Below are 25,673 nucleotides of genomic sequence, written 5' to 3' on the forward strand. Positions count from 1 at the left end.
GAGCAGAAACAAAGGAAAGGCGCGGATCCCGAAGGAACCGCGCCTTAAAATATTGGATAAACCCGATAATTCGCCTTCAGGCGGCGCGCTTGCCGGCATGACCGGCAACGGTCCCCAGGTTGAACAGTCCAAGCCGCTGGTCCATCTCTGCAGCCTCGCCGGCCAAGCGGTGGATGGCAGCCGTGGTTTCCTCGACCATGGCGGCATTCTGCTGCGTCATCGTATCGAGCTGGTTCACCGAAGCGTTGATGTCGACCAGGGTCTGCGCTTCCTCCCGCGTCGACTCCATGATCTCGCCGATATGGCTGTTGATGGAAAGCACGTGTGAACCGATGCCATCCAGTGCATTCCCGGCCTTCTCGACCAGTTTCACGCCGTGATCGACTTCGCCGCGGGACTTTGAAAGCAGGTTGGCGATCTCCTTGGCGGCGTTCGAGGACCGTTGCGCAAGTTCGCGCACCTCCTGCGCGACCACCGCGAAGCCCTTGCCGCTTTCACCGGCCCGAGCGGCTTCCACACCGGCGTTGAGCGCAAGCAGATTGGTCTGGAAGGCAATCTCGTCGATCACCGAAACGATCTTGTTGATCTCCTGGGACGACCCCTGAATTGCCTCCATCGCCGCGATCGTGTCGCGCATGATCAGGCCCGACATGGCCGTATCGTCCTTGGCTGCGCGCGCAATGCGCTCGGCTTCTTCAGCGCGCGCGATCTGCGTCTTCACCGCGCTGGTAATCTCCTGGATCGCGCCAGCGGCCTGCGAAATCGCGGCGGCCTGTCGCTCTGTCCGCTCGGCGAGCTGATCGGCGCCCGCCCGCATCTCCTCGGAACCTTCGCGAACCGCGACCGAGTTGCCCCCAATACCGCCGAGAGTAGCACTCAGCGTCTCGATCGCCTTGTTGAAATTGGAACGCAACCCTTCCAGATCGGCGGGGAAGCGGCGCTCGATGCGGAAGGCAAGATCGCCTGCAGCCAGCCTGTCGAGGCCGGTGTCGAGCGTTTCCACGACCTCCTGCAAGGTTTTCGCCTCCTGGTCCCTCTCTTCCATTCTCTGCCGGCGCTCTTCTTCGGCGCGCGCGCGTTCCTCGCGGCGCTCTGCAGACTGCCTCTGTTGCTCGATGAGGGCCTGCCGGAACCGCTCCAGCGCACGCGCCATGCTGCCGATTTCGTCTCGCCGCTCCTGGTTTTCGACCGGCTGGTCGATCTGGCCGTCGGCCACAGCACCCGTAAAGATGACGAGGCGTTCGAGCGGCGCGAAGAGGCGGCGCGTAAAGATCCAGGTCGCAGCCGCAAGGACACCCAGAGCCACGAGACCGGTGATCACGAGGATGGTCGCGATGCGGATGGACCCCGCCTGCAGTTCCGCTTCCGTCAGGCTCTCAGTCACCACAAAGCTCTGGTCGCCAAAGCTCACGCGTCGCCCGTAGATGACCGCAGCACCGTCCGGACGTTCTCCGGACGTTACGGAAATGCCGTCACCGGACGCGGAGAAATCGGCGCGGACATCGGTCAGTTTGCCGGCGGCATCCAGCGCGATGCCGGCGCCTTCGGCCGACACGATGGCCGCCGTCTGGCTGCTTCCAGGCACCATGCCCTTGGATAGGAGATCAACGAAGACGTCCGCCTTGACCTGGAACATCAGACTGCCCTTGAAGCTGCCGAGTTTCACCAGGGGAACCGCGAAATAGATATCCGGATAGGCCGCATCGGCGCCAACCGAAAGCCCCGAAAAATTGACGCCGACGACGTCGTCGACTGCTTTTGCAGCGGCATCGACGGACTGCTGGTAGACTTTTCCGAGACCTGTCGCGGCGAAGCTGCCGTCTTTCAGGTTTTCACCGAAGGCTGGGCCCTTCTTGAAGGAATAGACGACATTGCCGTTCTGATCGGCGATCAGCATGTCGCTGAAGCTCGTTCCGTCGAGATAGGCGGCAACCTGGGTCTGGGTTGTTTCATGGGTGGAATAGTAGAAGCCGCTCGGCCCTTCCGGCTTGATCAACTTTTCCCGCTCGCCGGCCTGGAAGGGGTTTTCCTTGACGAAGATCCGCTGCAGCTCCCCCTTGGCATCGCCGCTGCTCTTGGTGATCGTGTTCCAGCCGCTCTTCAGGCCGGTCAGGGATTGCTGCAGGGTTTCGATCTTTGCGATGGAAGCCGCCTGGTTTTCCAACGCATGCAGTTTCTCGGTCAACAGATCGCCGCGAAAGGTCAGCGTACTCGCCATCGCCTTTTCCGTCTGCTCGCCAAACAGCTGGCTCGAGCTGCGATAGGCGAAGATATTCAGGAGGGCGACGGTGATGAAGGTCAGGACCAGAAAGACGGCGATGACCTTGAACGAAAGCGAATGAATGCGAGCTGTCATAACTGTTCCCCGGACGACCCGGCCACAGCTGGCCCCGGTCGGAGTTTCGATCTGCCGCATGGGTCGGCAGATTCTCTCTTTATCGGGGAACAATCGCTCTTCAGGCCTTAATCGCCCGTAAAGACGGCGCGCGAAACCCTGTAATGCGGGGGGTCAGACCACCTGTGCCACATCTGCTCTGAGCCCGGCAAAAAGCTCGACGGATCGGATTCGCGCAGCGAGATCGTGAACGGGCGTTGAAACGATGATTTCGTCGGGGCGGACCTCCGCGATGAAACGGGCGAGCTTCTCCGCTGCGGTTTCCGGTGAACCGACAATCGCATAGCGCAACGTGTGTTCGACGCCGATCCGCTCGATTTCAGACCAGAACCCATCCATGCTGTCGACGGGCCTCGGGAACGGCCGGCGAATATTGCGCCGCAGATTGACGAACTGCTGCTGCGCGGAGGTGAAGAGGTGAGACGCCTCGCGATCCGTATCCGCGATTGCCGCCATCGTGCCGACCATGACATACGGCTTTTGCAACGCCGCTGAAGGCTGGAACCGCTCGCGATAGATCGCAACCGCATCCAGCAGTTGGTCTGGCGCGAAATGCGAGGCAAAGGCATAGGGCAGGCCGAGGGCTGCTGCGAGATGAGCGCTGTAGAGGCTGGACCCCAGGAGCCAGATCGGCACATGGCTGTTCATGCCGGGAACGGCGATCAGACCGCCCTCCTCATCCGGCTCTCCCATCAATCTCTGCAATTCGAGAATGTCGTGCGGAAAGCTCTCGGCACCCGCTTCCATATTCCGGCGGAGCGCCCGAGCGGTTCGCATGTCGGTTCCCGGCGCGCGGCCGAGGCCGAGCTCAATGCGGCCCGGATAGAGCGCCTCCAGTGTCCCGAACTGCTCGGCGATCACCAGCGGCGAGTGGTTGGGCAGCATGATGCCGCCGGAGCCCACCCGGATCGTCTCGGTCCCGGCTGCGACATGGGAGATGACCAAGGAAGTCGCGGCACTGGCAATACCAGGCATACCGTGATGTTCGGCGAGCCAGAACCGCCGATACCCGTTCCTCTCGGCCGCCTGCGCGAGTGTCCGCGAAGCGTCGAGAGCCTCGCGGACACTGTGTCCTTCGGCAATCGGAGAGAGATCGAGAATGGAAAACGGGATCATGTCTGAAGCCTTTGATCTATGTCCAGCTCATGTAGGGACGCCCGTCCAGGCACCCAAGAGGTTATGATAATAAATTATAACCACTCTCGGTGTTTTTGTTTTGTTCACATTTCTCTGGCACTCGTCGGCCATTCCAGCGTAAGGTGTTCCATGACTTCCACGATTCGCATCATCGGCATAGACCCCGGCCTGCGCCGTTGCGGCTGGGGCGTCATAGAGACGCTCGGCAACTCCCTGCGCTTCGTCGCCTCGGGCACGGTGACATCGGACGGCGACATGGACCTCGCCTCCCGGCTGTGCCAGTTGCATGACGGCCTCGCCGAGGTCGTGCACAGCTACAAGCCCGATGAGGCCGCCGTGGAGCAGACCTTCGTCAACAAGGATGCCGTGGCCACCCTGAAGCTCGGCCAGGCTCGCGGCATTGCCATGCTCGTTCCTGCCCGAGCCGGTCTGCGGGTCGCGGAATACGCGCCGAACGCCGTGAAGAAAGCCGTCATTGGCGTCGGCCACGGCGAAAAGCAGCAGATCCATATGATGCTGAAGATCCTAATGCCCAAGGCGGAATTCAAGGGCAACGACGCCGCCGACGCACTCGCCATCGCCATCTGCCACGCCCACAATCGCGGCGGCGACAGAATGCGCAAGGTGCTGGCCTCCGCCTGATTTGTTCTTGACTTGTTCCACATCCGCCTGTAAGTAATACCCAAGAGGTATTACCATGCGCGTCACCGAAAAAGGTCAGGTCACCATCCCCAAGGACATCCGTGATCGGCTCGATATCAAGCCGGGATCGGAGGTGAACTTCGTCGTGGCAGAGGCGGGCGTCATGCTGGTTAAGAACGGCGATGCCGGCGACGCATTCGAGGATTTCGAAGCCTGGGCCAAAAGTGTCGAGGGGACGTTCGATACGCAAGGAATGACATCTGACGAGTATGTCGAATGGCTTCGAGGACCGCGTGATGACCTCGACCATCCTTGACACCACTGCTCTGATCGATGTGCTCGGGCCGAATAGCCCGACGCGGTTATGGTCATTGGGCGCCATGAGGCTTTGCTTCCACGAGGGGCCGCTGGTGATCAATCCTGTCATCTGGTCTGAGCTTGCAGCCTCACCGCTCAGCGAACAACAACTCAGCCAGGCGCTCGATTGGCTCGATTTGAAAAAAGAACCGCTTTCCTATGAAGTGGCATTCCGCGCCGGCAAGGCCCACCTGCTTTATCGAAAGAACGGTGGACAGCGCGAGCGGACACTCCCGGATTTTTTCATCGGCGCGCATGCAGCCGTCCGTTCGCATCGTCTGCTGACGCGGGATGCATCACGCTACCGCAGCTATTTCCCGGATATCGATATCATCTCCCCAGAAACCCATCCTCTTGAACGCGACGGACGCTTTCCATGATCGGCAAACTCAAAGGCACCATCGACGAGATCGGCGACGACCACGTGCTCGTCGACGTCCACGGCGTCTGCTACGTCGCCCACTGCTCGTCGCGCACCCTGTCGCGCATTGGCTCGGCCGGCGAAGCCGTCGTGCTCTTCATCGAGACCTATGTGCGCGAAGACCAGCTGAAACTCTTCGGCTTCATGAGCGCGCTGGAGCGCGAATGGTTCAACCTCCTGCAGAGCGTCCAGGGCGTCGGTGCCAAGGTGGCGCTTGCCGTACTCTCGACCCTCACCCCATCGGAACTCGCCAACGCGATTGCCCTGCAGGACAAGGCCGCGATCTCCCGCGCCCCCGGCGTCGGGCCCAAGGTGGCGCTGCGCCTCGTCACCGAACTGAAGAACAAGGCCCCCGCCTTTGCCGGCGAGGCGTCAGCGAATATCGGCCTCAAGCAGGAACTCGGCGAAGGCGTCGCCTCCGCGCCTGTCACCGATGCCGTCTCGGCGCTGACCAATCTCGGCTATTCCCGCGACCAGGCGGCCAATGCCATCGCGGCGGCGCTGAAGAACGGCGGCGAAGGGGCAGATAGCGCCAAGCTGATCCGGTTGGGGCTGAAGGAGCTGTCGCGGTGATCTTTCCACCAGATTTGTTTCGCTACGACATATCGGCTAGAGTCGGACAATATTTAAGACGTCGGAGAGTGTCGTGAAGATATGGGAAGCCACCATGTCGGCCAAGGGCCAGATCACCATTCCGAAAGAGATGCGCGAGCTTTTGAAGCTGAGCCCTGGTGATCAGATGGTCTACAGCGTCGTCGACGGGGAGATCGTCATCACGCCGAAAAACATCGATCTGAAGGATCTCGCAGGCTTCCTGGGCACACCACCCAACGGGCGTGCGACGCTGAAAGAAATCGACGAAGCAGTGGTGCGCAGTGCAGGCGAAAACGCACTATCCACCGGAGGCGACGATCCGTCGGACATCGCGGCATGACGCTGGTGGGCTTAGACACCAACATTGTCATCCGCCTTCTGACCAACGACGATCCTGACCAACGACGTTCAGCGCTGCGTTTTGCGGAGGATCTCGGCAAGAACTACCTGGCCTTTCTACCCCTCATCTGCGTACTGGAACTGGACTGGGCGCTGCGATCGCAACTCGGCTACACCAGAAGGGACGCATCAGCGGCCATAGGCAAGCTCCTCCAGGTCCGGGGGCTGACCATCGAAAGCCACGATCTTGTGGTTAAGGCGCTGCGGCAGGTCGACCAGAAGAATGCCGATTTCGCCGACGCCTTGATTGCGGCCCGATCGCTTCAAGAAGGCTGCGCCTCCGTAAAGACCTTCGACAAACGCGCCGCCTCTCGCGTGCCAGGCATGGAACTTCTCGCATGATGACCAACAATCCGATCCTGACCCCGGAAAAGCGCGGCGAGGACCTCGATGCCGCCTTGCGTCCGCAGACGCTCGACGACTTCACCGGCCAGGCCGAGGCGCGCGCCAATCTGAAGATCTTCATCGAGGCGGCGAAGAACCGCGGCGAGGCGCTGGACCATGTGCTTTTCGTCGGCCCGCCGGGCCTCGGCAAGACGACGCTCGCCCAGATCATGGCCAAGGAACTCGGCGTCAACTTCCGCTCGACCTCCGGCCCGGTCATCGCCAAGGCCGGCGATCTTGCCGCCCTACTCACCAATCTCGAAGAGCGCGACGTGCTCTTCATCGACGAGATCCATCGACTGAGCCCCGCCGTCGAGGAAATCCTCTATCCGGCCATGGAGGATTTTCAGCTCGATCTGATCATCGGCGAAGGCCCGGCTGCCCGCTCGGTGAAGATCGACCTGTCGAAATTCACCCTTGTTGCCGCCACCACCCGCCTAGGCTTGCTCACAACCCCGCTGCGCGACCGTTTCGGCATTCCCGTGCGCCTCAATTTCTACTCCGTCGAAGAACTGGAATCGATCGTCCGCCGTGGCGCCCGTCTGTTGAACCTGCCGATGACCGAGGATGGCGCCCGCGAAGTCGCGCGCCGCGCCCGTGGCACACCCCGGATCGCCGGCCGCCTGCTCCGCCGCGTCCGGGACTTCGCCGAAGTCGCCCGCGCCGAAGCGGTTACCCGCGAGATCGCCGATGAAGCGCTGACGCGCCTCAACGTCGACAATATGGGACTCGACCAGCTCGACATGCGCTACCTCTCGATGATCGCCGTCAATTTTGGCGGCGGCCCCGTCGGTATCGAAACCATCGCCGCGGGCCTGTCGGAACCGCGCGACGCGATCGAGGACATCATCGAGCCCTACATGATCCAGCAGGGCTTCATTCAGCGCACCCCGCGCGGCCGTGTTTTGACGGCCACCGCTTGGAAACATCTCGGTATGACCCCACCAAAGGATCTAGAGGCTGCACAATTCAGGCTGACACTCGAGGACGACTGACCTCATGTCCAAACGCACCCTCATCACCATCAAGGACGGTAAGCGGCGCTTCAACCATCGCATCGCCGGCCTTGCCTTTCGCGATGGTCACGTCCTCGTCCACCGCGCCACGCATGAAACTTTCTGGACGTTTCCAGGCGGCCGGGCGGAAATCGGCGAGACGTCGACGGAAACGCTGGTCCGCGAAATGCAGGAGGAACTGGGCGTCGAGGCCGTCGTTGGCCCCCTTCTCTGGATCGCCGAAAATTTCTTCCACTACGAAGGCAAAGCCTGGCACGAGCTCGGCTTCTATTATCGCATGGAAATCCCCGATCACTTCCCCTTCCATGCGTCCGACATCGTCCACCGCAACGAAGACGGCAAGAACAGCCTCGAATTCAAGTGGGTGCCGGCAACGCGGCAAGCCCTGACCGCGCTCGATATCCCGCCCTACTTCATCGCGGACGAAATCGAGAGGTTGCCCACCTCGCCGAAACACATCGTCTGGCACGACGGAGACCTGGATACGCCATGACCAATGCGATCAGGTTCATTCGCAAGCTCGCTTTTGCCAATATGCTGGCCAACGACCGGCTGCACGAGGCGGTTTCCGCCCTTCAGTCCGGCGAATTCGAGGGGCCGCGAAGCGGCTTCTTTCCGTCACTGGTCGCAACCCTCAATCACATCCTGATCATCGACTGGTTCTACATCGACGCCCTGGATGGCGGCGACCTCGGCCCTAGAGCCTGGCAGGACGCGGTACCATACCCGGTCGCAGCCGAACTCCGCGCCGCGCAACAGGCATCCGACCTTCGCCTGTTGACCTTGTGCCAGAAGCTTGGGGACGAGGATCTCGGACGGCCTACGCGCGTTCACCGCACCGGCCGCATTCAGGTGGAGCGCACGGACGACGTGCTCTCCCATCTCTTCCAGCATCAGACCCACCATCGCGGCCAGGCGCATGCCATGCTGTCAGGCACCAGCATCAAGCCGCCGCAATTGGACGAATTCATCGTCGCCGATGATGCGGCGAGCCGCGTCGACGTGATGGAAAGGCTGGGAGTGACGGAAGCAGACGTCATGGATCTGGACAGATGAGACCGTCATGCGCTAGCGAGCGCAGCACGTGAAGCCCTTTCCCCTCGGCAATCGTTCGAGGGGAGGAGCCGTTGAGACGATCGCCGCCGGAGAATGCCATGTCACCCCTATCCATTCCCCTCTCCGGCGAGATCACCGACGGCGTGCACTCCCTCACACAGCGCGTCTATTACGAGGACACCGATTTCTCCGGCGCCGTCTATCACGCCCGCTATCTGCATTTCATGGAGCGTGCCCGCACCGATTATCTGCGCTGCCTCGGCGTCGAACAGTCGGACCTCTTCCAGTCTTCCGACGAAGGGCTGGCCTTCATGGTCCACCGCATGGAAATCGACTTCAAGGCCCCGGCCCGCATGGACGATATCATCACGGTGCGCACGCGCACGGAAAAAGCCGGCGGCGCCAAGATGGTATTGCAGCAGGAAGTCCTCCGCGATGGCGGTCTGCTGATCGCGGCCAAGGTGATCATCGCCGTCGTCAATCGGAACGGCCGTCCGCGGCGGCTGCCCGAGGCGCTCGCTTCACAGTTCCTCGGGCAATCCTGACATCTCTGTGATCTCCCCGAAAGTAACGCCTTCTTAACCATAATGGGGTCTTACTCCGGAGTGGGAGTTTGTGCACCGCACGCCTTCCTTTGACCAAATTTTCAGCCCAGAAGGCATTCTGGGAGCTTAGGCGGGATAGGGATGTCGGCGGCAGCGACCGCATTCTTCCAGCAACTCAGCTCATGTCGCCGCCCGGTCCTCTCACCGGGCGTTTGGATTTCGGGGATTTTTAGGCGATGGAACAAGTTGGAATGGCAGCAGCGACCCACGACGTGAGCTTGTGGGGACTGTTCATGCAGGCGGGCCTGATCGTCAAGCTGGTCATGCTCGGCCTCTTGGCCGCCTCGGTCTGGACCTGGGCGATCGTCATCGACAAATATCTGAGCTATGCCCGTGCGCGCCGCCAGTTCGACCAGTTCGAACAGGTGTTCTGGTCCGGCCAGTCGCTGGAAGAGCTTTATCGTACGCTCGCCGAGCGTAACAACACTGGCCTTGCCGCCATGTTCGTCGCCGCCATGCGCGAATGGAAGAAGAGTTTTGAGCGCGGCGCCCGCTCGCCGATCGGCCTGCAGATGCGTATCGACCGCGCCATGGACGTGACCATGGCACGTGAGTCGGAAACGCTGGAAGCCCGCCTCTCCTCGCTCGCCACCATCGGCTCTGCCGCGCCCTTCATCGGCCTCTTCGGTACCGTCATCGGTATCATGACCTCGTTCCAGGCCATCGCCGGCTCGAAGAACACCAGCCTCGCCGTCGTCGCCCCCGGTATCGCCGAAGCACTGCTCGCGACCGCGATCGGTCTCGTCGCGGCTATCCCCGCCGTCATCGCCTACAACAAGTTCTCGGGCGAATCCGGCAAGCTCACCGCGCGCATGGAAGGCTTCGCCGACGAATTCTCGGCCATCCTCTCGCGCCAGATCGACGAGAAGCTGCAGCCCCGCCAGGCGGCGCAATAAGGCCTCGACGGCAGGAGATTAGCGCATGGGAATGTCGGTCGGTTCAGGTGGAGGAGGCGGAGGCCGTCGCGGACGTCGCAGCGGCAAGCGCGCCCTCGTCAGCGAAATCAACGTCACCCCGATGGTCGACGTCATGCTGGTGCTTCTGATCATCTTCATGGTCGCAGCGCCAATGATGACGGTCGGCGTTCCCATCGACCTGCCGCAGACGCAGGCCAAGGCGATGAACAGCGAAACCCAGCCGATCACCGTCTCGGTCAATCCGAAGGGCGAGATCTATCTGCAGGAAACGGCAATCCCGATCGACGAGGTCGTACCGAAGCTGCAGGCGATCGCCACCACCGGCTACAATGAACGCATCTACGTACGCGCCGACACCGCCGCCACCTATGGCATCGTCATGCAGGTCATGGCGCGGATCTCGGCCGCGGGCTTCACCAATATCGGTCTCGTGACCTTGCAGGAACAGCAGAACTGATCGGACGACATGAAGGGCAGCCTCTTCACATCTACGTTTCTGCACGGACTGGCGCTCGTAGCGACGCTGGTGAGCCTTGGCTCGCCTGAAAAGCTGGAAGTGGTCAACATGGAATCGCTTCCGGTCGACATCGTACCGATCGAAGAGTTCACCCAGATCCAGCAGGGCGACAAGAAGGCCCCGCTCGCCGAGAAATCCGCGCCCGTTCCGACCAAAAAGCCGCCGATTGCGCAGCCCGCCGAGAACTTCGGCGACAACGAGGTTGACCTGAAATCGCCGCCGACACCATCCAAGCGTCCGGTTGAGCAGGAAGTCGCGGCTGCCCCGGAAAAGGTCGAGACCCCGGTGCCGGAGCCCGATCCCGAGGTCAACGACGTCAAGGAAATCGTCAAGGAAGAGACGGCGCCGCCACCGGAGCCGAAACCCGCCGAGCCGACGCCGCCGGAAGAGACCAAGCCACCCGAACCCGCGCCCGCCGAACAGGCCGCTGCCGAGGAAATCCCGCTGCCTGAGCAGGCGCCAATCCCGGCCGCCCGTCCGCAGCCGGAAGTCGCCAAGCCCGTTGAGAAAAAGCCGGAGCCGAAGACGACCGCGAAAAAGGACGCCAAGCAGGATACGAAGACGCAGGAAACCGCCAAGTCGAAGCAGCAGATGGAAAGCGATTTCAATGCTGACGAAGTGGCCGCCCTGCTCAACAAGACGGATGCGGCCGGTGGCGGCGCCAAACGCTCGACCGACAAGGCAGCGCTTGGCGGCAAGACCAATACCGGTGGCTCCAAGCTCAGCCAGAGCGAACTGGATGCCCTGCGCGGCATCATTCAGAACAATTGGCTGATCACCCCGGGCATGGCCGATGCCGCCGACGTGCGCATCCGCGTCACCTTCCGCCTGGACGAAAACGGCGAACTGGTCGGTGAACCGGAGGCGAGCGCCACCGGTGGCTCCCCCAGCGCCCAACAGGTCCTCATGAGCGGCGCCGTGCGTGCCGTTCGCAAATCCGCCCCGTTCACCAATCTGCCGCGGGACAAATACGACGCTTGGTCTGAAGTTGTCGTCAATTTCGACCCCAGCGAACTGATGTAAGAGCTGAAAGGCTTCGAGAGCATGAAAAACGCATTCCTCCGACTTCTGCTGGTTTGTGCCGGCCTGGCCGGTGCCTTCGTTTCCCCCGCGAACGCAGCCGTGGAAATCAATATCAACCGTGGCAACGTGCAGCCGCTGCCGATCGCCATCACCGACTTCATCTCGGGTGACGGCATCGGTGCGCAGATCTCGGCCGTGGTCGAGGCCGACCTGAAGCGCTCGGGCCTCTTTGCCCCGATCAACCGTCAGGCCTTCATCGAGAAGATCTCCAATCCCGACCAGCCGCCGCGCTTCGAGGACTGGAAGGTCATCAAGGCCGATGCGCTTGTCGTCGGCCGCATCACCCGCGAAGCTGACGGCCGTCTGCGCGCCGAATTCCGTCTCTGGGATACCTTTGGTGGCCAGCAGATGACCGGCCAGCAGTTCTTCACCGACCCGAAGAACTGGCGCCGCGTTGCCCACATCATCGCCGACGCCATCTACGAGCGCATCACCGGCGAAAAGGGCTATTTCGACACCCGGGTCGTGTTCGTCTCGGAAAGCGGCCCCAAGACCGACCGCAAGCGTCAGCTGGCGATCATGGACCAGGACGGCGAGAACGTCCGCATGCTGACCAACAGCAAGGATATCGTTCTGACGCCGCGCTTCTCGCCGAGCCGCCAGGAAATCACCTACATGTCCTTCGAGGGCGATCAGCCGCGCGTTTACCTGCTCCAGCTGGAGACCGGTGGCCGTGAAGTGGTCGGCAACTTCCCGGGCATGACGTTTGCTCCTCGCTTCTCGCCGGATGGCCAGCGCGTCATCATGAGCCTGCAGCAGGACGGCAATGCCAATATCTACACGATGGACCTGCGCTCGCGCACGACCACCCGCCTGACCTCGACGGCGGCGATCGACACCTCTCCGTCCTATTCGCCCGATGGCAGCCAGATCGTGTTCGAAAGTGACCGTGGCGGCCGCCAGCAGCTTTACGTCATGGGGGCCGACGGCTCCGGCCAGCGCCGCATCTCCTTCGGCGACGGCTCCTACTCGACCCCGGTCTGGTCTCCGCGCGGTGACCTGATCGCCTTCACCAAGCAGTCCGGTGGCAAGTTCTCGATCGGCGTGATGAAGACCGATGGTTCGGGTGAGCGCATCCTGACCACGGGCTTCCACAACGAAGGCCCAACCTGGGCACCGAACGGCCGTGTCCTGATGTTCTTCCGCCAGAATGCCGGCGCCGGCGGTCCTCAGCTCTACTCGATCGACCTGTCGGGTTACAACGAACAGCTGGTGAAGACCCCCTCCTTCGCATCCGACCCGGCCTGGTCGCCTTTGATGGAATAGCACTGACTGAAAAGAGGCGCGAAAGCGCCTCTTTTTCGCCGTAAACTCAGGCAAATCGGGCGTCATCCCATTCGAATTGTCGATTTGTTAACCATGATTGTTGGAAGCCGGTTAACCGCGATTGGTTATGGTCCAGCAACCCTAACAGGAAATTCAAGGAGACCGGCATGAGCCGCATTCACACTCCGGCCAAGAGCCGTCTGCAGACCCTCGCCAGCAACCCGGCCCTCATTGCCCTCACGGTCGCTCTGGCGCTTGCTGGCTGCGCCAATAAGAAGAACCTGCCGAACAGCGCCGGTGACCTCGGCCTCGGCGCCGGCGGCGCAGGTGCCGCCACCCCGGGCTCGACCCAGGACTTCACCGTCAATGTCGGCGACCGCATCTTCTTCGATACGGATTCGACCTCGATCCGTGCGGATGCCGCCCAGACGCTCGACCGTCAGGCCCAGTGGCTCGCCCGTTACCCGAACTACGCCATCACCATTGAAGGTCATGCCGACGAGCGCGGCACCCGCGAATACAACCTGGCACTCGGCGCCCGCCGTGCAGCCGCGACCCGCGACTACCTCGCCCAGCGTGGTGTTCCGGCGCAGCGCATGAAGACCATCTCCTACGGCAAGGAACGTCCGGTCGCTGTCTGCGACGACATCTCCTGCTGGTCGCAGAACCGCCGCGCGGTCACCGTTCTCGGTGGCGCCGGCATGTGATCCGCAACGGATCGCCTGAACACGAAAGGCGGCCCCCGGGCCGCCTTTTACATTTCTCCTTAGTTTGGCCGAACTTGGTTGCTTTTTGCAGGCAATTGGAAAAATCTCCTGTCGGCGCCGGTTCGGTGCACTTCATCGCGAAAACAGGAAAAGGGACATGAAGAAACTTGTGATGGCCGCACTGCTAGCGACGGCCTCGCTCACGGGACTGCATGGCAGCGCAGAAGCGTTCCAGCTGTTTCCGAACGTCTCGCTCGGCCATAAGAAAGCGCCGGAGCAGCCGAAGGCCGAGGTCCACATGGCCCAGGCCACCGATCCGACCCTGCGTGTCCAGCAGCTCGAAGAAGAGATCCGCACCCTCAATGGCCGCATTGAGGAAATGAGCTTCCAACTTCTGCAGATGCAGGAGACGATCCGCAAGCAGCAGGAAGACAACGAGTTCCGCTTCCAGGATCTTGAAAAGAAGAAGACGGGCTCGCTGACGAAACCCGTCGACGGTGGCGGTGGATCCGATTCCGTCGCCCAGATCATCACTGATACCCCCGACGTCGGCGCCAGCGCCGACGTTTCCGGTACTGCACCCGGCGAACAGACGCTGGGTGAGATTGCGCTCGATGATAGCGGTATGCCCATTGGCGCGACGCTCAACGAAGAACCCGGCGCCAACGCTTCGGCACTGCCCGGCGTCGAGGCTCCGACTGTCGCTCCGTCGGTCACGCCACCCGCCGCCCCCAAGGAAACCGCATCCCTGAACTCCGAGGCGGACGTCTACCAGGTCGCCTACGGCCATGTTCTGTCCGGCGATTACAGCCTGGCCGAAAGCGAATTCCGCGACTTCATCGAAGCCTATCCGAGCAGCGCCAAGATTGCAGACGCCAACTTCTGGCTCGGCGAAGCGCTCTACTCGCAGGGCAATTACAACGAGGCGGCCAAGACCTTCCTCAACGCCCACCAGACCTACAACACCTCGCCCAAGGCGCCTGAAATGCTGCTGAAGCTCGGCATGTCGCTTGCCGCCCTCGACAACACCGAGACCGCCTGCGCGACGCTGCGCGAAGTCTCCAAGCGTTACCCGAAAGCCTCCCGCGCCGTCGTTTCCAAGGTCGCGAGCGAGCAGAAGCGCCTGCGTTGCTGATGACGTCCGAGGCCGGGACATCGGTCCTGCCGGAACCTCGCATGCCGCTAGAGGCTGCTCGCGCCTTTCTCTCTTCTTTGAACAAGCCTTCCCGTCTACTGGTTGCCATTTCTGGCGGCAGCGACTCCACCGGCCTTCTCCTCGCCCTCCTTGAGGTGCTCCGTGCCGGCAGCTTTCCCCATTCCGTTTGCGCCGTCACCGTCGATCACGGACTGCGCCCCGCCTCCGCCGCCGAAGCACGCGCCGTCCAAGCGCTGTGCCAGAGCCTGGAGATCCGCCACCGGTCTATCCGCTGGACCGGCGACAAGCCGACCACCGGTCTCTCCGCCGCCGCACGCAATGCGCGTTACCGCCTGCTCGCCGAAGCCGCCAGCGAGTTTGGAGCCGACGCCGTGGTGACCGGCCACACCCTCGACGATCAGGTCGAGACGATTACCATGCGTTCGGAACGATCCGCGGAGGGCGCACTCGGTCTTTCCGGCATGGCAGCTGCCACCCTTTACGAACGCCGTCTATGGATCCTGCGCCCCTTCCTGTCGACCACACGCGCCGCCATTCGCGACTTCGTCGCCGGCAAAGGTCACGGCTGGATCGATGACCCGAGCAACGAAGATCTTCGCTCCGAACGGGTCCGTATCCGGCAGCGGCAAATCTCCCCCGACCTGCGCGCGATCGCCAGGGCTGGCGAGGAACGGCGGGCGCTTTCGAAACGCGCCGCCACGTGGCTGGCAGATCATGCCGAGGTCATCGGTGATGGAGCCTTGCGCCTGCGTTTAGACACCGATGCGTGGGCAGAGACCACCGAAGCCCGGCATGTCCTCGCCCCCCTCTCCGCAATCCTTGGGGGGCGGCCGCACCGCGCCGCAACGCACGCGATGGAACGGCTGGGCGCGCAGATTTCGACGAAGAGGGACTTTGCGCAAACGCTCTCCGGCTGCCTCGTCGTTTCTCGAAAATCGGATTTTTTCCTCACGCGCGAGAGGCGCGGTCTTTTGCCGCTCCCCCTGCCCTCCGGAGCGAGCGCTGTCTGGGACGGACGCTACGAGATCGTCAACGACAGTGGCACCGATGTCATCATTTCGCCTGGTCCGGCGCCGGAGATCGCGCCTGATTTGCCCCACCGTATTCGTCTCGCCATGGCCGGAAACTGCCCGCAGAGCCGGCGTTTCTGCGCGACCACGGACACCGACGCCCCGACCGTCACCGTCACCCCGCGGCTCTCTGTCTTCGATCAGTTCCTGCCCGACTTCGATCTTCCGCTCGCCAACGAGATCGCGCGTCTTTTCGGCCGGGAACCTGCAATTGCCTGTCCCGTTTAAGACTTATTGACGGAAAACGATGGGAGAGGGCCGGTTTGCCTTGGCAATGGCGCAGTGCGCTCCTATGTTAGCCGGTAAGATAGCGGGGTTCCGTCCCGCAGCACATGTTCGGGGAATTCCATGAACCCAAATTTTCGCAATTTCGCGCTCTGGGCGATCATCGCTCTCCTGCTGATCGCTTTGTTCAGCATGTTCCAGACGTCACCGTCGCAATCGAGCTCGCGCGAGATTCCGTATTCGCAATTCCTGCGTGAAGTCGATTCGGGCCGCGTGCGGGACGTAACGGTCACCGGCAACCGCGTTCTCGGCACCTATTCCGAAAACGGCACCGCCTTCCAGACCTATGCGCCGGTTGTTGACGACAACCTGTTGAGCAAGCTGGAAGCAAAGAACGTCATGATCGTTGCCCGTCCGGAAACCGACGGCTCGTCCGGCTTCCTGAGCTACATCGGCACGCTTCTCCCCATGCTGCTGATCCTCGGCGTCTGGCTCTTCTTCATGCGCCAGATGCAGGGTGGCTCGCGCGGCGCCATGGGCTTCGGCAAGTCCAAGGCCAAACTGCTCACCGAAGCGCATGGCCGCGTCACCTTTGACGACGTCGCCGGCGTCGACGAAGCCAAGCAGGACCTGGAAGAAATCGTCGAATTCCTGCGCGACCCGCAGAAGTTCCAGCGTCTCGGCGGCAAGATCCCGCGCGGCGTGCTGCTGGTTGGCCCTCCGGGCACCGGTAAGACGCTGCTCGCTCGTTCGGTTGCCGGCGAAGCCAACGTGCCCTTCTTCACGATCTCCGGTTCGGACTTCGTTGAAATGTTCGTCGGTGTGGGTGCAAGCCGCGTCCGCGACATGTTCGAACAAGCCAAGAAGAACGCGCCCTGCATCATCTTCATCGACGAAATCGATGCCGTCGGTCGCCATCGTGGCGCAGGCCTCGGCGGCGGTAACGATGAACGCGAGCAAACCCTCAACCAGTTGCTGGTCGAGATGGATGGCTTCGAAGCCAATGAAGGCATCATCCTGATCGCCGCGACCAACCGTCCCGACGTTCTCGACCCCGCCCTTCTGCGTCCGGGCCGCTTCGACCGCCAGGTCGTCGTGCCGAACCCGGATATCGTTGGCCGCGAGCGCATCCTCAAGGTCCATGCCCGCAACGTGCCGCTGGCACCGAATGTCGACCTGAAGGTTCTCGCCCGCGGCACGCCCGGCTTTTCCGGTGCCGACCTGATGAACCTCGTCAACGAAGCCGCCCTGATGGCAGCGCGCCGCAACAAGCGCGTCGTGACCATGCAGGAATTCGAAGACGCCAAGGACAAGATCATGATGGGCGCGGAACGCCGCTCGTCCGCCATGACCGAGGCCGAAAAGAAGCTGACCGCCTATCACGAAGCCGGCCATGCCATCACCGCGCTGCAGGTGCCGGTGGCCGACCCGCTGCACAAGGCGACGATTATTCCGCGCGGCCGTGCCCTCGGCATGGTCATGCAGCTCCCCGAAGGCGACCGCTATTCGATGAGCTACAAGTGGATGGTCTCCCGCCTGATCATCATGATGGGTGGCCGCGTGGCAGAAGAGCTGACCTTCGGCAAGGAAAACATCACGTCTGGTGCCTCCTCGGACATCGAGCAGGCGACCAAGCTCGCCCGCGCCATGGTCACCCAGTGGGGCTTCTCCGACGTGCTCGGCCAGGTCGCCTATGGTGAGAACCAGCAGGAGGTCTTCCTCGGTCACTCGGTCTCGCAGTCGAAGAACGTCTCGGAATCGACCGCCCAGAAGATCGACACCGAAGTGCGCCGCCTGATCGACGAAGCCTATACGGAAGCGCGTCGAATCCTGACCGATCACCACGACGAGTTCGTCGCCATTGCCGAAGGCCTGCTCGAATACGAGACACTGACCGGCGATGAGATCAAGGCGCTGATCCGCGGCGAAAAGCCGGCCCGTGACAGCGGCGACGAAGGCCCGACCAGCCGCAGCTCGGCAGTCCCGTCCACGGGACGCAAGGACGTCAACAAAGGCGGTGAGGCCGAGGGCGGCTTGGAGCCGCAGCCGCACTGAGCGGATCTTGACCTGATAGACGCAGAGGCCGCCCACCCGGGCGGCCTTTTTTCGTTGCCGCCGACGCGACACGGAAGAAGCGACAGCATTGGTAACGGGATGTAATCAGTTTTTGCCGTAATTTATGTGTTCTTTGCCGCGAACTGTGGCATGAGCAGCCGACCTATTGGTGTCGGTGCGCCCTTAACCGGGCCTGAGCCGGCAGCCGCCCGGCATGGACTTGAAGGAAAACAGATGACACGTCGTTATTTTGGCACCGATGGCATTCGCGGTCTGTCGAACCGATTCCCGATGACGCCGGACCTCGCCATGCGCGTCGGCATTGCCGCCGGCACGATTTTTCGCCGTGGCGGCCATCGCCACAGAGTGGTGATCGGCAAGGATACCCGCCTCTCCGGTTACATGCTTGAAAACGCCATGGTCGCGGGCTTCACCGCAGCCGGCCTCGACGCCTTCGTCCTTGGCCCGATCCCGACGCCGGCCGTTGCCATGCTCACCCGTTCGCTCCGCTGCGATCTCGGCGTCATGATCTCCGCCTCTCACAATCCCTTCGCCGACAACGGCATCAAGCTCTTCGGCCCCGATGGCTACAAGCTCTCCGACGAGCTGGAACTGCAGATCGAGGAGCTGCTGGAAAAGGATATCTATGGCCAGCTGGCAGCGCCGACGGAAATCGGCCGCGCCAAGCGTATCGACGGCGTTCACGACCGTTATGTTGAATTTGCCAAACGCACCCTGCCCCGCGACGTGACGCTGCACGGGCTTCGCGTTGCCATCGATTGCGCAAACGGCGCCGCCTACAAGGTCGCGCCGGCCGCACTTTGGGAACTCGGCGCCGATGTGGTGACCATCGGCAACGAACCGAACGGCACCAACATCAATCTCGATTGCGGCTCCACCCATCCGGAGGCGCTGCAGAAGAAGGTTCACGAAGTTCGTGCAGACATCGGCATTGCGCTCGACGGCGATGCCGACCGTGTCATCATCGTTGACGAGAATGGCACCGTGATCGACGGCGACCAACTGATGGCCGTTGTCGCGGAAACCTGGGCACAGGATGGGACGCTGCGCGGCAACGGCATTGTCGCCACCGTGATGTCCAATCTCGGCCTCGAGCGCTTCCTCGGCGACAAGGGTCTCACCCTTGCACGCACCAAGGTCGGCGACCGCTACGTCGTCGAGCACATGCGCAGCCACGACTTCAATGTCGGCGGTGAGCAGTCGGGCCATATCGTTCTGTCCGACCATGGAACGACCGGCGACGGCCTCGTGGCCGCCCTGCAGATCCTCGCCGCCGTCAAGCGCACCGGCAAGACCGTCAGCGAAATCTGCCACCGCTTCGATCCCGTGCCGCAACTGTTGCGCAACGTCCGCTTCTCCGGCGGCAAGCCGCTCGAGGACGCTACGGTCAAGCAGGCGATTGCGGACGCTGAAGCCGAACTCGCCAAGTCCGGCCGTCTCGTCATCCGCCCCTCAGGCACCGAGCCGCTGATCCGCGTAATGGCCGAAGGCGACGACAAGGAACAGGTCGAACGCATCGTCAATGGCCTCGTTGACGTCATCGCCAGCGTTCGCAGCGCTGCCGCCTGAGACACGAAATCCACCGCCGCATCCAAGGCGAAATGCAAGAAGCCCGGCTGTTCACACAGCCGGGCTTCTTGTTTCAACAGACGTATTGGGCGATCAGGCGGAGAGCTTCGCCATGACTTCGTCCGACACTTCGAAGTTCGAATAGACGTTCTGCACGTCGTCATCGTCTTCCAGCGTGTCGATGAGCTTCATCAGCGAAGTCGCCTTGTCCTCGTCGACTTCGATCGTGTTCTGCGGCTTCCAGATCGCCTTGACGGACTCGGCTGCGCCCAGCACCTCTTCGAGTGCCTTCGAAACCTCGTTCATGTCCTCGAAGGCGCAGTAGATGGTGTGGCCGTCTTCATCGGAAACGACGTCTTCAGCACCGGCTTCGATCGCTGCTTCCATGACCTTGTCGGCGTCGCCGACGGAGGCCTTGTAGGTGATCTCGCCGACATGGTCGAAGGAGAAGGACACCGAGCCGGTTTCGCCGAGCGCGCCGCCGGCCTTCGAGAAGGTCGAACGTACGGAGGAAGCGGTGCGGTTGCGGTTGTCGGTCAGCGTCTCGACGATGACGGCAACGCCGCCCGGACCGTAACCTTCGTAGCGGATCGCGTCATAAGTCTCGGCATCGGCGCCCGATGCCTTCTTGATCGCGCGCTCGATGTTGTCCTTCGGCATCGACTGCGCCTTGGCGTTTTGCACGGCGAGACGAAGGGCCGCGTTCATCGCCGGATCGGGCAGACCGGTCTTGGCGGCAACGGTGATTTCGCGTGCGAGCTTGGAGAACATCTTCGAACGGATACCGTCCTGTTTCCCCTTGCGGTGCATGATGTTTTTGAACTGTGAATGGCCAGCCATGGCACCCCTGATCAGGTCTGAATGTTCGGAATGGCCGCCTTATACGGGCGATTGGGGTCCTGTTCAAGGCCACCGACCGACAAGGAACTCGTCTGGCGCCCGGAACAAGTGGATGCGCTGCTCGTTGCTCTCCTCGCTAAACGACAAGGAGACAGGACAGATGGCAAGCTTCAGCGAAGCCCGCGAAAACCCAGTGGAACAGCTCTGGGAAGAGATCGAAGATATCCATGCCGGCATGCTCGGTCTCGCCGGGTCCGACATGCATATGCGGCCCATGGCCCCCTTCGCCGATCACCGCACCAACACCATTTGGTTCTTCACCAAGACCGACACGGACCTCGTCAAGGCCCTGCGACCCGGTAGCCGCGGACACTTCTGCGTCGTCGGCAAGAACCATGACTATCACGCCTGCCTCTCCGGCCCGCTGACAGCCGTCAAGGACAGTGCGAAAATCGATGAGTACTGGAACTCGGTTGTTGCAGCCTGGTACGAAGGCGGGAAGTCCGACCCCAGCCTCATCCTTCTGTCGTTGTCTCTCGACGACGGCGAGATTTGGGCGTCGACCGGCAGCACGGTCAAGTTCGGATGGGAAATCGCCAAGGCGAACCTTGATCCGGAAAAAATGCCGGATGTCGGCGTCCACCGCCACGTGCGTTTTGCCTGATCAGCCTGGTCAAACGCCCGCCAGAACCAAGATCAGCGGCTTCTTCGGCAAGGTCCGCATGGACACCGTGAAGCCGCTGTTCTGTGACCGCTCGACATCGAAACTGTCATCGAACATTGCCAGAAAGCTTTCGACGACAGCGCCACGCCGGTGCATGGGCAGGACGACGGCAGAGCGCAGCCTCTCGATGGTCCGGCTCATGCTCTGGGCGCCCATCGTCAACCCACCGTCCACCGGCACCATCACAATATCCAACCGGCCGATCTCAGCATAATGCGCGTCGGTGAGTTCGTGATGCAGATGGCCGAGATGGCCGATGCAGAGCCCCGCAACCTCGAAAATGAAGATCGAATTGCCGTTAGGCTCGAATTCCCCTCCCCAGCTGCGAATATCGGTCGAGACATTGCGAACATAGGTGTCGCCGACAACGACGCGGTGTTCGATCTTCTCGCCCGGCTGTGCGGCATTCCACCCCTGCAGCACGGTCGCGATCGCGGGATCCGGGTTGAGCGTGTAGTGGCTCGAATGCGCCTTGTTCATCGTCACGACATCGGGCGTGCGGGATGTGCGAAGCCAGCCGTTGAAGTCGGTGGCGATCGAGATGCCGCCGGGTGTGTCGATCTGAAAGGTCGAGTGCCCGACGAAGCTGATCGTGACATCTTCCTGAAGCTGCGCAGGAATGACGGCTCCACCGAAAGTGCCTGAGGGCTTGAAGCTTGCAAACTGAACCTGCGGTAGGGCTTCCGCAATCAGCTGGCACTGGCTGACCGGCGGACGCTCTGCGTCCTGTGCCAGCGCATGTTGCGCGACCAGAAACACGGCTAGGCTCGAAAACACCAGTCTCAGCATCATGCCGCTCCCGCATCGCTCGCGTGTCCTCGGTGACGAGAATGCGGGAGAGGCTGGCGGGCGTAAAGCAGCCCGACCGGCAGATGGCGTCACAATGGTGTTATCGGGTCGCGATCAGGCCCAGAACGACGGAATGGTTTCGGCAAGCCGCGGCCCGATCCTGAGTGGCGCGATCTTTTCGGCAAGCCCTGTCGCATCCGAAATCTCGACCCCGACGCCGCAGATGGTTGCCGGGCCGCTCGCTGCCTCAAAGCGCCCCTTCGGCATCTTCGAGATGAAGCGATTGAGCGGTTCTTCCTTCTCCATGCCGAGCGAGGAGTCGTAGTCGCCACACATGCCGGCATCCGACATATAGGCCGTGCCCCCGTTCAGGATCTGGTGATCGGCGGTCGGGACATGGGTATGGGTCCCGACAACGAAGCTCGCACGGCCATCGACGAAATGGCCAAAACACTGCTTTTCGCTCGTCGCTTCCGCATGGAAATCGAAGACGATCACGTCGGCCTGTTCCTTCAGCGGGCAGGCAGCCAGGATTGTCTCAGCCGACTTGAAGGGATCGTCGAGCTCGGGGTGCATGAAGACGCGGCCCATGATGTTGGCGACGAGCACGCGCGCGCCGTTGCGGGCATAGAACAGTCCCGAGCCCTTGCCCGGCGTGCCCGCCGGATAATTGGCAGGCCGCAGGAACTGGTCATGGCGGGTGCAGAAGGAGACGGCCTCCTTTTGGTCCCATACATGATTGCCCGTGGTGACAACGTCAGCGCCGGCATTGATGGTTTCGAGATAGATGTCCTCGGTAATCCCGAAGCCGCCGGCGGCGTTCTCGCCATTGACGATGACGAAATCCAGTTTCAGATCGGAGATCAGACCCGGCAACCGCTCCCACACAGCCGTCCGTCCGGTCTTGCCCACCATATCTCCGAGAAACAGAAGTCGCATTTCGTCCAATCACTCCATGAATGTTCTGAGGCCACTTTCCGTCAGAACGGCCTCGAGCCGGACGTCATGCGCTTCATCGGGCACTTCTGCCACCTCCTGACAGTCGAATGCAATGCCGATGAGGCGCGGATTGCGTCCTTTTTCCCGCAAACGCGCGATTGCGCGGTCATAATGACCCGCTCCATAGCCGATCCGGTTGCCCCTGGCATCGAATGCCGAGAGCGGCACCAGCAGCAGGTCGGGATCCAGGACCTCGGCCTCCGGCCCGGGGCCGCGCGTCCCGAACCCGGTGTCGACCAGTTCCGCGCCGGTAACGAGCTCGCGAAAGACGATGGTTTCCCTATCCAGCACGACCGGCAGGCAGAGACGAGCGCCGCGCGTCTTCAAGCGCGCCATCAAGGGCCGGATATCGGCTTCCGAACGGATCGGGAAAAAGCCGGAGACCACCGCGCCCGGTTCGATGGCGATCGTCTGGCCTGCGAAGTCTGCCATCGCCAGACTGTGCTCCAAACGGACCGCCGGATCAATCTGGTCACGCAGGCTCAGCCGCTCCTTACGCAAGATCGCCTTCAAAGCGCTTTTATCACTCATTTTCGCCTCCGAAGCCGCAGACCCGCCAAATTTGGGGAGAAAATCCGGGCAATTTCTTCAATTTTGCCATTTATCAAGCCATCCGCAAAATCCCCTGAAAAACCAAGGATTAACAGTATTGGCTTATACTAAAGCCCAAGCAAACGTTTTAGGGGCACTTTTGCATGAAGATCTTTTCGCGCTTCGGCATCACGAAAACAATCACGGCGACGACAGTTCTGATCCTCGTGGCGTCGCTCGGCGCCGTCTCCTGGGTCATCTCCGGCAGCATTGCCACGCGCATCCAGGAACAGGCCATCAGCGGTCAGGACGCGAGCCTTCGCACAGCCGCCACGATCATTGAGCGCGACCTGCCGGGCACCAAGATCACCTGGGCATCGAATGGCAATGTCGACCGTATCGTCATGCCGGAGGTTCCCAAGGAATTCACCGACCATACGATGATCGACACGATCGGCCGCATGACCGGCCAGACGGCGACGATCTTCGGCTGGGATGCCGAAAGCAAGGACTTCTGGCGCCGCACGACCAACATTATCAAGCCGGACGGCAAGCGCGCGGTTGGAACCGCCCTCGGCCAGACGGGCGCCGTCTATCCCTATGCCACGAAGGGTCAGGTCTATCGCGGTGAGGCCGTCATCCTCGACGTTCCCTATTACACCATCTACCAGCCGATCTTCTCTCCAACGGGAGACGTCATCGGCATTCTCTATGCCGGTGTCCGCTCCGCCGACATCAACGGCATCGCGACGGAAATGGCCTATGCCATTGGCGGCACGGCTCTGATCGTCCTCGTCATCGCTGCCGCCCTGATTGCCCTTCTGGTCCGCCAGATTGTCGGCGCCCTGCCGCGCATCACCGGCGTCGCCGATCAATTGGCCAGCGGGCATCTCGAAACCGAAGTCCCGGATCAGGACCTGAAGAATGAAATCGGAGCCCTCGCCCGCTCGATCAACGTCTTCCGCGAAAGCGCCATCCACAAGATCGAGATCGAACGCAAGGCGGCGGACGCGGCCGCCCAGGGCGAGGTGGAACGCCGTGAACGCGAAGCCGCCAAGGCCGAGGACGCCAAGGCTGTCGAACAGGCTGTCGACGTTCTGGCCCAGTCGCTGCACAAGCTGAGCGACGGCGACCTGACAGTCCGCATCGGGCAGTCCTTCGCCGGCAATCTCGACAAGCTGCGGGTCGACTTCAACGCCTCCGTCGAGAAACTGAGCAGCACCCTTGCCGACATTCGCCTCGAAACGTCGGGCATCGAGGCAAGCTCCGCCGAAATGCGTCAGGCAACCGACGATCTGTCGAAGCGGACCGAACAGCAGGCGGCCTCGCTGGAAGAAACATCCGCCGCACTCGAAGAGATCACGGCGACCGTCCGTGGATCCTCTGCCAAGGCCGATCAGGCCGCCCAGATCGCAGCCGTCGCCCGCCAGAGCACGGAAAGCTCCAGCAAGGTCGTTTCCGACGCGATCGACGCCATGGGCCGTATCGAACAGGCTTCAAGCGAAATTTCCAAGATCATCAATGTGATCGACGAAATCGCCTTCCAGACCAACCTGCTCGCGCTCAACGCCGGTGTCGAAGCCGCCCGTGCAGGCGAAGCCGGCAAGGGTTTTGCGGTCGTCGCCCAGGAAGTGCGAGAACTCGCTCAGCGTTCTGCCAATGCCGCCAAGGACATCAAGTCGCTGATCCACAAGTCGGGCGAAGCTGTCGCCGGTGGCGTCTCCCTGGTCCAGCAGACCGGCGATGCGCTTGGTGAAATTTCCGGCCAGGTCGCCTCGATCAACGAGCACATCTCGGCCATCGCCTCGGCCGCCCGAGAGCAGTCGACGGCACTGAACGAGATCAACGGCTCGGTCAATCACATGGACCAGTTCACCCAGAAGAACGCCGCAATGGTCGAGGAAGCGACGGCCGTGACCCACCGTCTGGCAGACAGTGCGCGCACGCTGGCAGGCCTTCTCGGTCGGTTCCAGACCGCCGAGGGGCAGCGGGCAGCACCTGCCGCAGCTTCCACCTACCAGCCGGCTAGCCCTGCCCCGCGCATGACAACGCCGCGTGCTGCCGAAAGCCAGTCCCGCCCGGCGCCCTCGCCGGCGCGGTCCATGGTCGGCAAGCTGACGAAGGCCTTCGGTGCGGGCGCAATCGCGACCGCCGCTTCGCAGGACAATTGGGAAGAGTTCTGAGCGAAGGTCGAACCA

At 62.1% G+C, this 25,673-nt stretch carries 27 protein-coding genes; 21 read left to right on the forward strand and 6 right to left on the reverse strand.

The genetic code is table 11. The annotated features are described in order from the left end of the window. Window positions 1-76 precede the first annotated feature (76 nt). Both ACT53S_RS11270 and ACT53S_RS11275 read right to left on the reverse strand, forming a co-directional pair. The gene (locus ACT53S_RS11270) at window positions 77-2,356 is read right to left on the reverse strand and encodes a methyl-accepting chemotaxis protein (protein ID WP_476067043.1); all 2,280 of its coding nucleotides are present in this window, start codon (window positions 2,354-2,356) and stop codon (window positions 77-79) included. A gap of 153 nt (window positions 2,357-2,509) precedes the next feature. Further along, window positions 2,510-3,511: an LLM class flavin-dependent oxidoreductase gene (locus ACT53S_RS11275; protein WP_476067044.1), complete on the reverse strand. Its 1,002-nt coding sequence runs from the start codon at window positions 3,509-3,511 to the stop codon at window positions 2,510-2,512. 150 nt (window positions 3,512-3,661) lie between these two features. On the opposite strand from ACT53S_RS11275, the gene ruvC reads away from it, so the two are divergent. The 19 genes from ruvC (at window position 3,662) to glmM (ending at window position 19,592) form a co-directional block, all read left to right on the forward strand. Further along, window positions 3,662-4,174, forward strand: coding sequence for a crossover junction endodeoxyribonuclease RuvC (gene ruvC, locus ACT53S_RS11280; protein WP_476067045.1), 513 nt, complete (start codon window positions 3,662-3,664; stop codon window positions 4,172-4,174). Window positions 4,175-4,229: 55 nt separating this feature from the next. Then, window positions 4,230-4,490, forward strand: coding sequence for an AbrB/MazE/SpoVT family DNA-binding domain-containing protein (locus ACT53S_RS11285; RefSeq protein ID WP_476067046.1), 261 nt, complete (start codon window positions 4,230-4,232; stop codon window positions 4,488-4,490). Further along, window positions 4,471-4,911, forward strand: coding sequence for a type II toxin-antitoxin system VapC family toxin (locus ACT53S_RS11290; RefSeq protein WP_476067047.1), 441 nt, complete (start codon window positions 4,471-4,473; stop codon window positions 4,909-4,911). The genes ACT53S_RS11285 and ACT53S_RS11290 overlap by 20 nt, the downstream gene beginning before the upstream one ends. Then, entirely contained in the window at window positions 4,908-5,525 is a 618-nt protein-coding gene (gene ruvA, locus ACT53S_RS11295) for a Holliday junction branch migration protein RuvA (protein ID WP_476067048.1), read from the forward strand. The genes ACT53S_RS11290 and ruvA overlap by 4 nt, the downstream gene beginning before the upstream one ends. Before the next feature lie 94 nt (window positions 5,526-5,619). Next, window positions 5,620-5,886 carry an AbrB/MazE/SpoVT family DNA-binding domain-containing protein gene (locus tag ACT53S_RS11300; RefSeq protein ID WP_476067049.1) on the forward strand — a complete coding sequence of 89 codons (267 nt, stop codon included), beginning with the start codon at window positions 5,620-5,622 and terminating at the stop codon, window positions 5,884-5,886. Beyond that, window positions 5,883-6,287, forward strand: a complete 405-nt coding sequence (locus ACT53S_RS11305) for a PIN domain-containing protein (protein WP_476067050.1) — start codon at window positions 5,883-5,885, stop codon at window positions 6,285-6,287. The genes ACT53S_RS11300 and ACT53S_RS11305 overlap by 4 nt, the downstream gene beginning before the upstream one ends. Beyond that, complete coding sequence (gene ruvB, locus ACT53S_RS11310; protein ID WP_476067051.1) at window positions 6,284-7,324, forward strand: Holliday junction branch migration DNA helicase RuvB; 1,041 nt, start codon at window positions 6,284-6,286, stop codon at window positions 7,322-7,324. The genes ACT53S_RS11305 and ruvB overlap by 4 nt, the downstream gene beginning before the upstream one ends. Window positions 7,325-7,328: 4 nt before the next feature. Beyond that, window positions 7,329-7,838: an NUDIX hydrolase gene (locus tag ACT53S_RS11315; protein WP_476067052.1), complete on the forward strand. Its 510-nt coding sequence runs from the start codon at window positions 7,329-7,331 to the stop codon at window positions 7,836-7,838. After that, entirely contained in the window at window positions 7,835-8,401 is a 567-nt protein-coding gene (locus tag ACT53S_RS11320; protein WP_476067053.1) for a DinB family protein, read from the forward strand. Before ACT53S_RS11315 ends, ACT53S_RS11320 begins: the two co-directional genes overlap by 4 nt. A 98-nt stretch (window positions 8,402-8,499) precedes the next feature. After that, complete coding sequence (gene ybgC / locus ACT53S_RS11325) at window positions 8,500-8,946, forward strand: tol-pal system-associated acyl-CoA thioesterase (protein WP_476067054.1); 447 nt, start codon at window positions 8,500-8,502, stop codon at window positions 8,944-8,946. 236 nt (window positions 8,947-9,182) lie between these two features. Next, complete coding sequence (gene tolQ / locus ACT53S_RS11330) at window positions 9,183-9,902, forward strand: protein TolQ (protein WP_142071632.1); 720 nt, start codon at window positions 9,183-9,185, stop codon at window positions 9,900-9,902. A 25-nt stretch (window positions 9,903-9,927) separates the two neighbouring features. Further along, window positions 9,928-10,380, forward strand: a complete 453-nt coding sequence (tolR, locus tag ACT53S_RS11335; RefSeq protein WP_113376311.1) for a protein TolR — start codon at window positions 9,928-9,930, stop codon at window positions 10,378-10,380. 9 nt (window positions 10,381-10,389) lie between these two features. After that, entirely contained in the window at window positions 10,390-11,463 is a 1,074-nt protein-coding gene (locus ACT53S_RS11340; RefSeq protein ID WP_476067055.1) for a hypothetical protein, read from the forward strand. 21 nt (window positions 11,464-11,484) lie between these two features. Continuing rightward, window positions 11,485-12,789: a Tol-Pal system beta propeller repeat protein TolB gene (tolB, locus tag ACT53S_RS11345; RefSeq protein WP_140828895.1), complete on the forward strand. Its 1,305-nt coding sequence runs from the start codon at window positions 11,485-11,487 to the stop codon at window positions 12,787-12,789. Between the two features lie 167 nt (window positions 12,790-12,956). Next, window positions 12,957-13,496 carry a peptidoglycan-associated lipoprotein Pal gene (gene pal / locus ACT53S_RS11350; protein ID WP_113376314.1) on the forward strand — a complete coding sequence of 180 codons (540 nt, stop codon included), beginning with the start codon at window positions 12,957-12,959 and terminating at the stop codon, window positions 13,494-13,496. A 157-nt stretch (window positions 13,497-13,653) separates the two neighbouring features. Beyond that, window positions 13,654-14,631, forward strand: coding sequence for a tol-pal system protein YbgF (gene ybgF, locus ACT53S_RS11355; RefSeq protein ID WP_113376315.1), 978 nt, complete (start codon window positions 13,654-13,656; stop codon window positions 14,629-14,631). A 41-nt stretch (window positions 14,632-14,672) separates the two neighbouring features. Beyond that, window positions 14,673-15,950, forward strand: a complete 1,278-nt coding sequence (gene tilS / locus ACT53S_RS11360) for a tRNA lysidine(34) synthetase TilS (protein WP_476067056.1) — start codon at window positions 14,673-14,675, stop codon at window positions 15,948-15,950. Between the two features lie 120 nt (window positions 15,951-16,070). Next, on the forward strand, window positions 16,071-18,002 hold the full coding sequence (ftsH, locus tag ACT53S_RS11365) for an ATP-dependent zinc metalloprotease FtsH (RefSeq protein WP_113376317.1): 1,932 nt from the start codon (window positions 16,071-16,073) through the stop codon (window positions 18,000-18,002). Window positions 18,003-18,236: 234 nt separating this feature from the next. Next, window positions 18,237-19,592 carry a phosphoglucosamine mutase gene (glmM, locus tag ACT53S_RS11370; protein WP_113376318.1) on the forward strand — a complete coding sequence of 452 codons (1,356 nt, stop codon included), beginning with the start codon at window positions 18,237-18,239 and terminating at the stop codon, window positions 19,590-19,592. 93 nt (window positions 19,593-19,685) lie between these two features. Here glmM and ACT53S_RS11375 read toward each other — a convergent pair whose 3' ends face one another. Further along, window positions 19,686-20,432 (reverse strand): YebC/PmpR family DNA-binding transcriptional regulator, encoded by a 747-nt coding sequence (locus ACT53S_RS11375; protein ID WP_113376319.1) that lies wholly within the window; start codon window positions 20,430-20,432, stop codon window positions 19,686-19,688. Window positions 20,433-20,592: 160 nt separating this feature from the next. On the opposite strand from ACT53S_RS11375, the gene ACT53S_RS11380 reads away from it, so the two are divergent. Next, entirely contained in the window at window positions 20,593-21,096 is a 504-nt protein-coding gene (locus ACT53S_RS11380; protein ID WP_113376320.1) for a pyridoxamine 5'-phosphate oxidase family protein, read from the forward strand. A gap of 9 nt (window positions 21,097-21,105) precedes the next feature. On the opposite strand, the gene ACT53S_RS11385 is transcribed toward ACT53S_RS11380, so the two are convergent. The 3 genes from ACT53S_RS11385 to ACT53S_RS11395 form a co-directional block, all read right to left on the reverse strand. Next, window positions 21,106-21,948 carry an MBL fold metallo-hydrolase gene (locus ACT53S_RS11385; protein WP_476067057.1) on the reverse strand — a complete coding sequence of 281 codons (843 nt, stop codon included), beginning with the start codon at window positions 21,946-21,948 and terminating at the stop codon, window positions 21,106-21,108. Between the two features lie 111 nt (window positions 21,949-22,059). After that, window positions 22,060-22,884 carry a TIGR00282 family metallophosphoesterase gene (locus ACT53S_RS11390; protein ID WP_113376493.1) on the reverse strand — a complete coding sequence of 275 codons (825 nt, stop codon included), beginning with the start codon at window positions 22,882-22,884 and terminating at the stop codon, window positions 22,060-22,062. 9 nt (window positions 22,885-22,893) lie between these two features. Beyond that, window positions 22,894-23,475 (reverse strand): 5-formyltetrahydrofolate cyclo-ligase, encoded by a 582-nt coding sequence (locus tag ACT53S_RS11395; RefSeq protein WP_476067058.1) that lies wholly within the window; start codon window positions 23,473-23,475, stop codon window positions 22,894-22,896. 164 nt (window positions 23,476-23,639) lie between these two features. On the opposite strand from ACT53S_RS11395, the gene ACT53S_RS11400 reads away from it, so the two are divergent. Continuing rightward, window positions 23,640-25,658, forward strand: a complete 2,019-nt coding sequence (locus ACT53S_RS11400) for a methyl-accepting chemotaxis protein (RefSeq protein ID WP_476067059.1) — start codon at window positions 23,640-23,642, stop codon at window positions 25,656-25,658. Window positions 25,659-25,673 lie beyond the last annotated feature (15 nt).

This window comes from Allorhizobium sp. DMC15 (assembly GCF_056314065.1).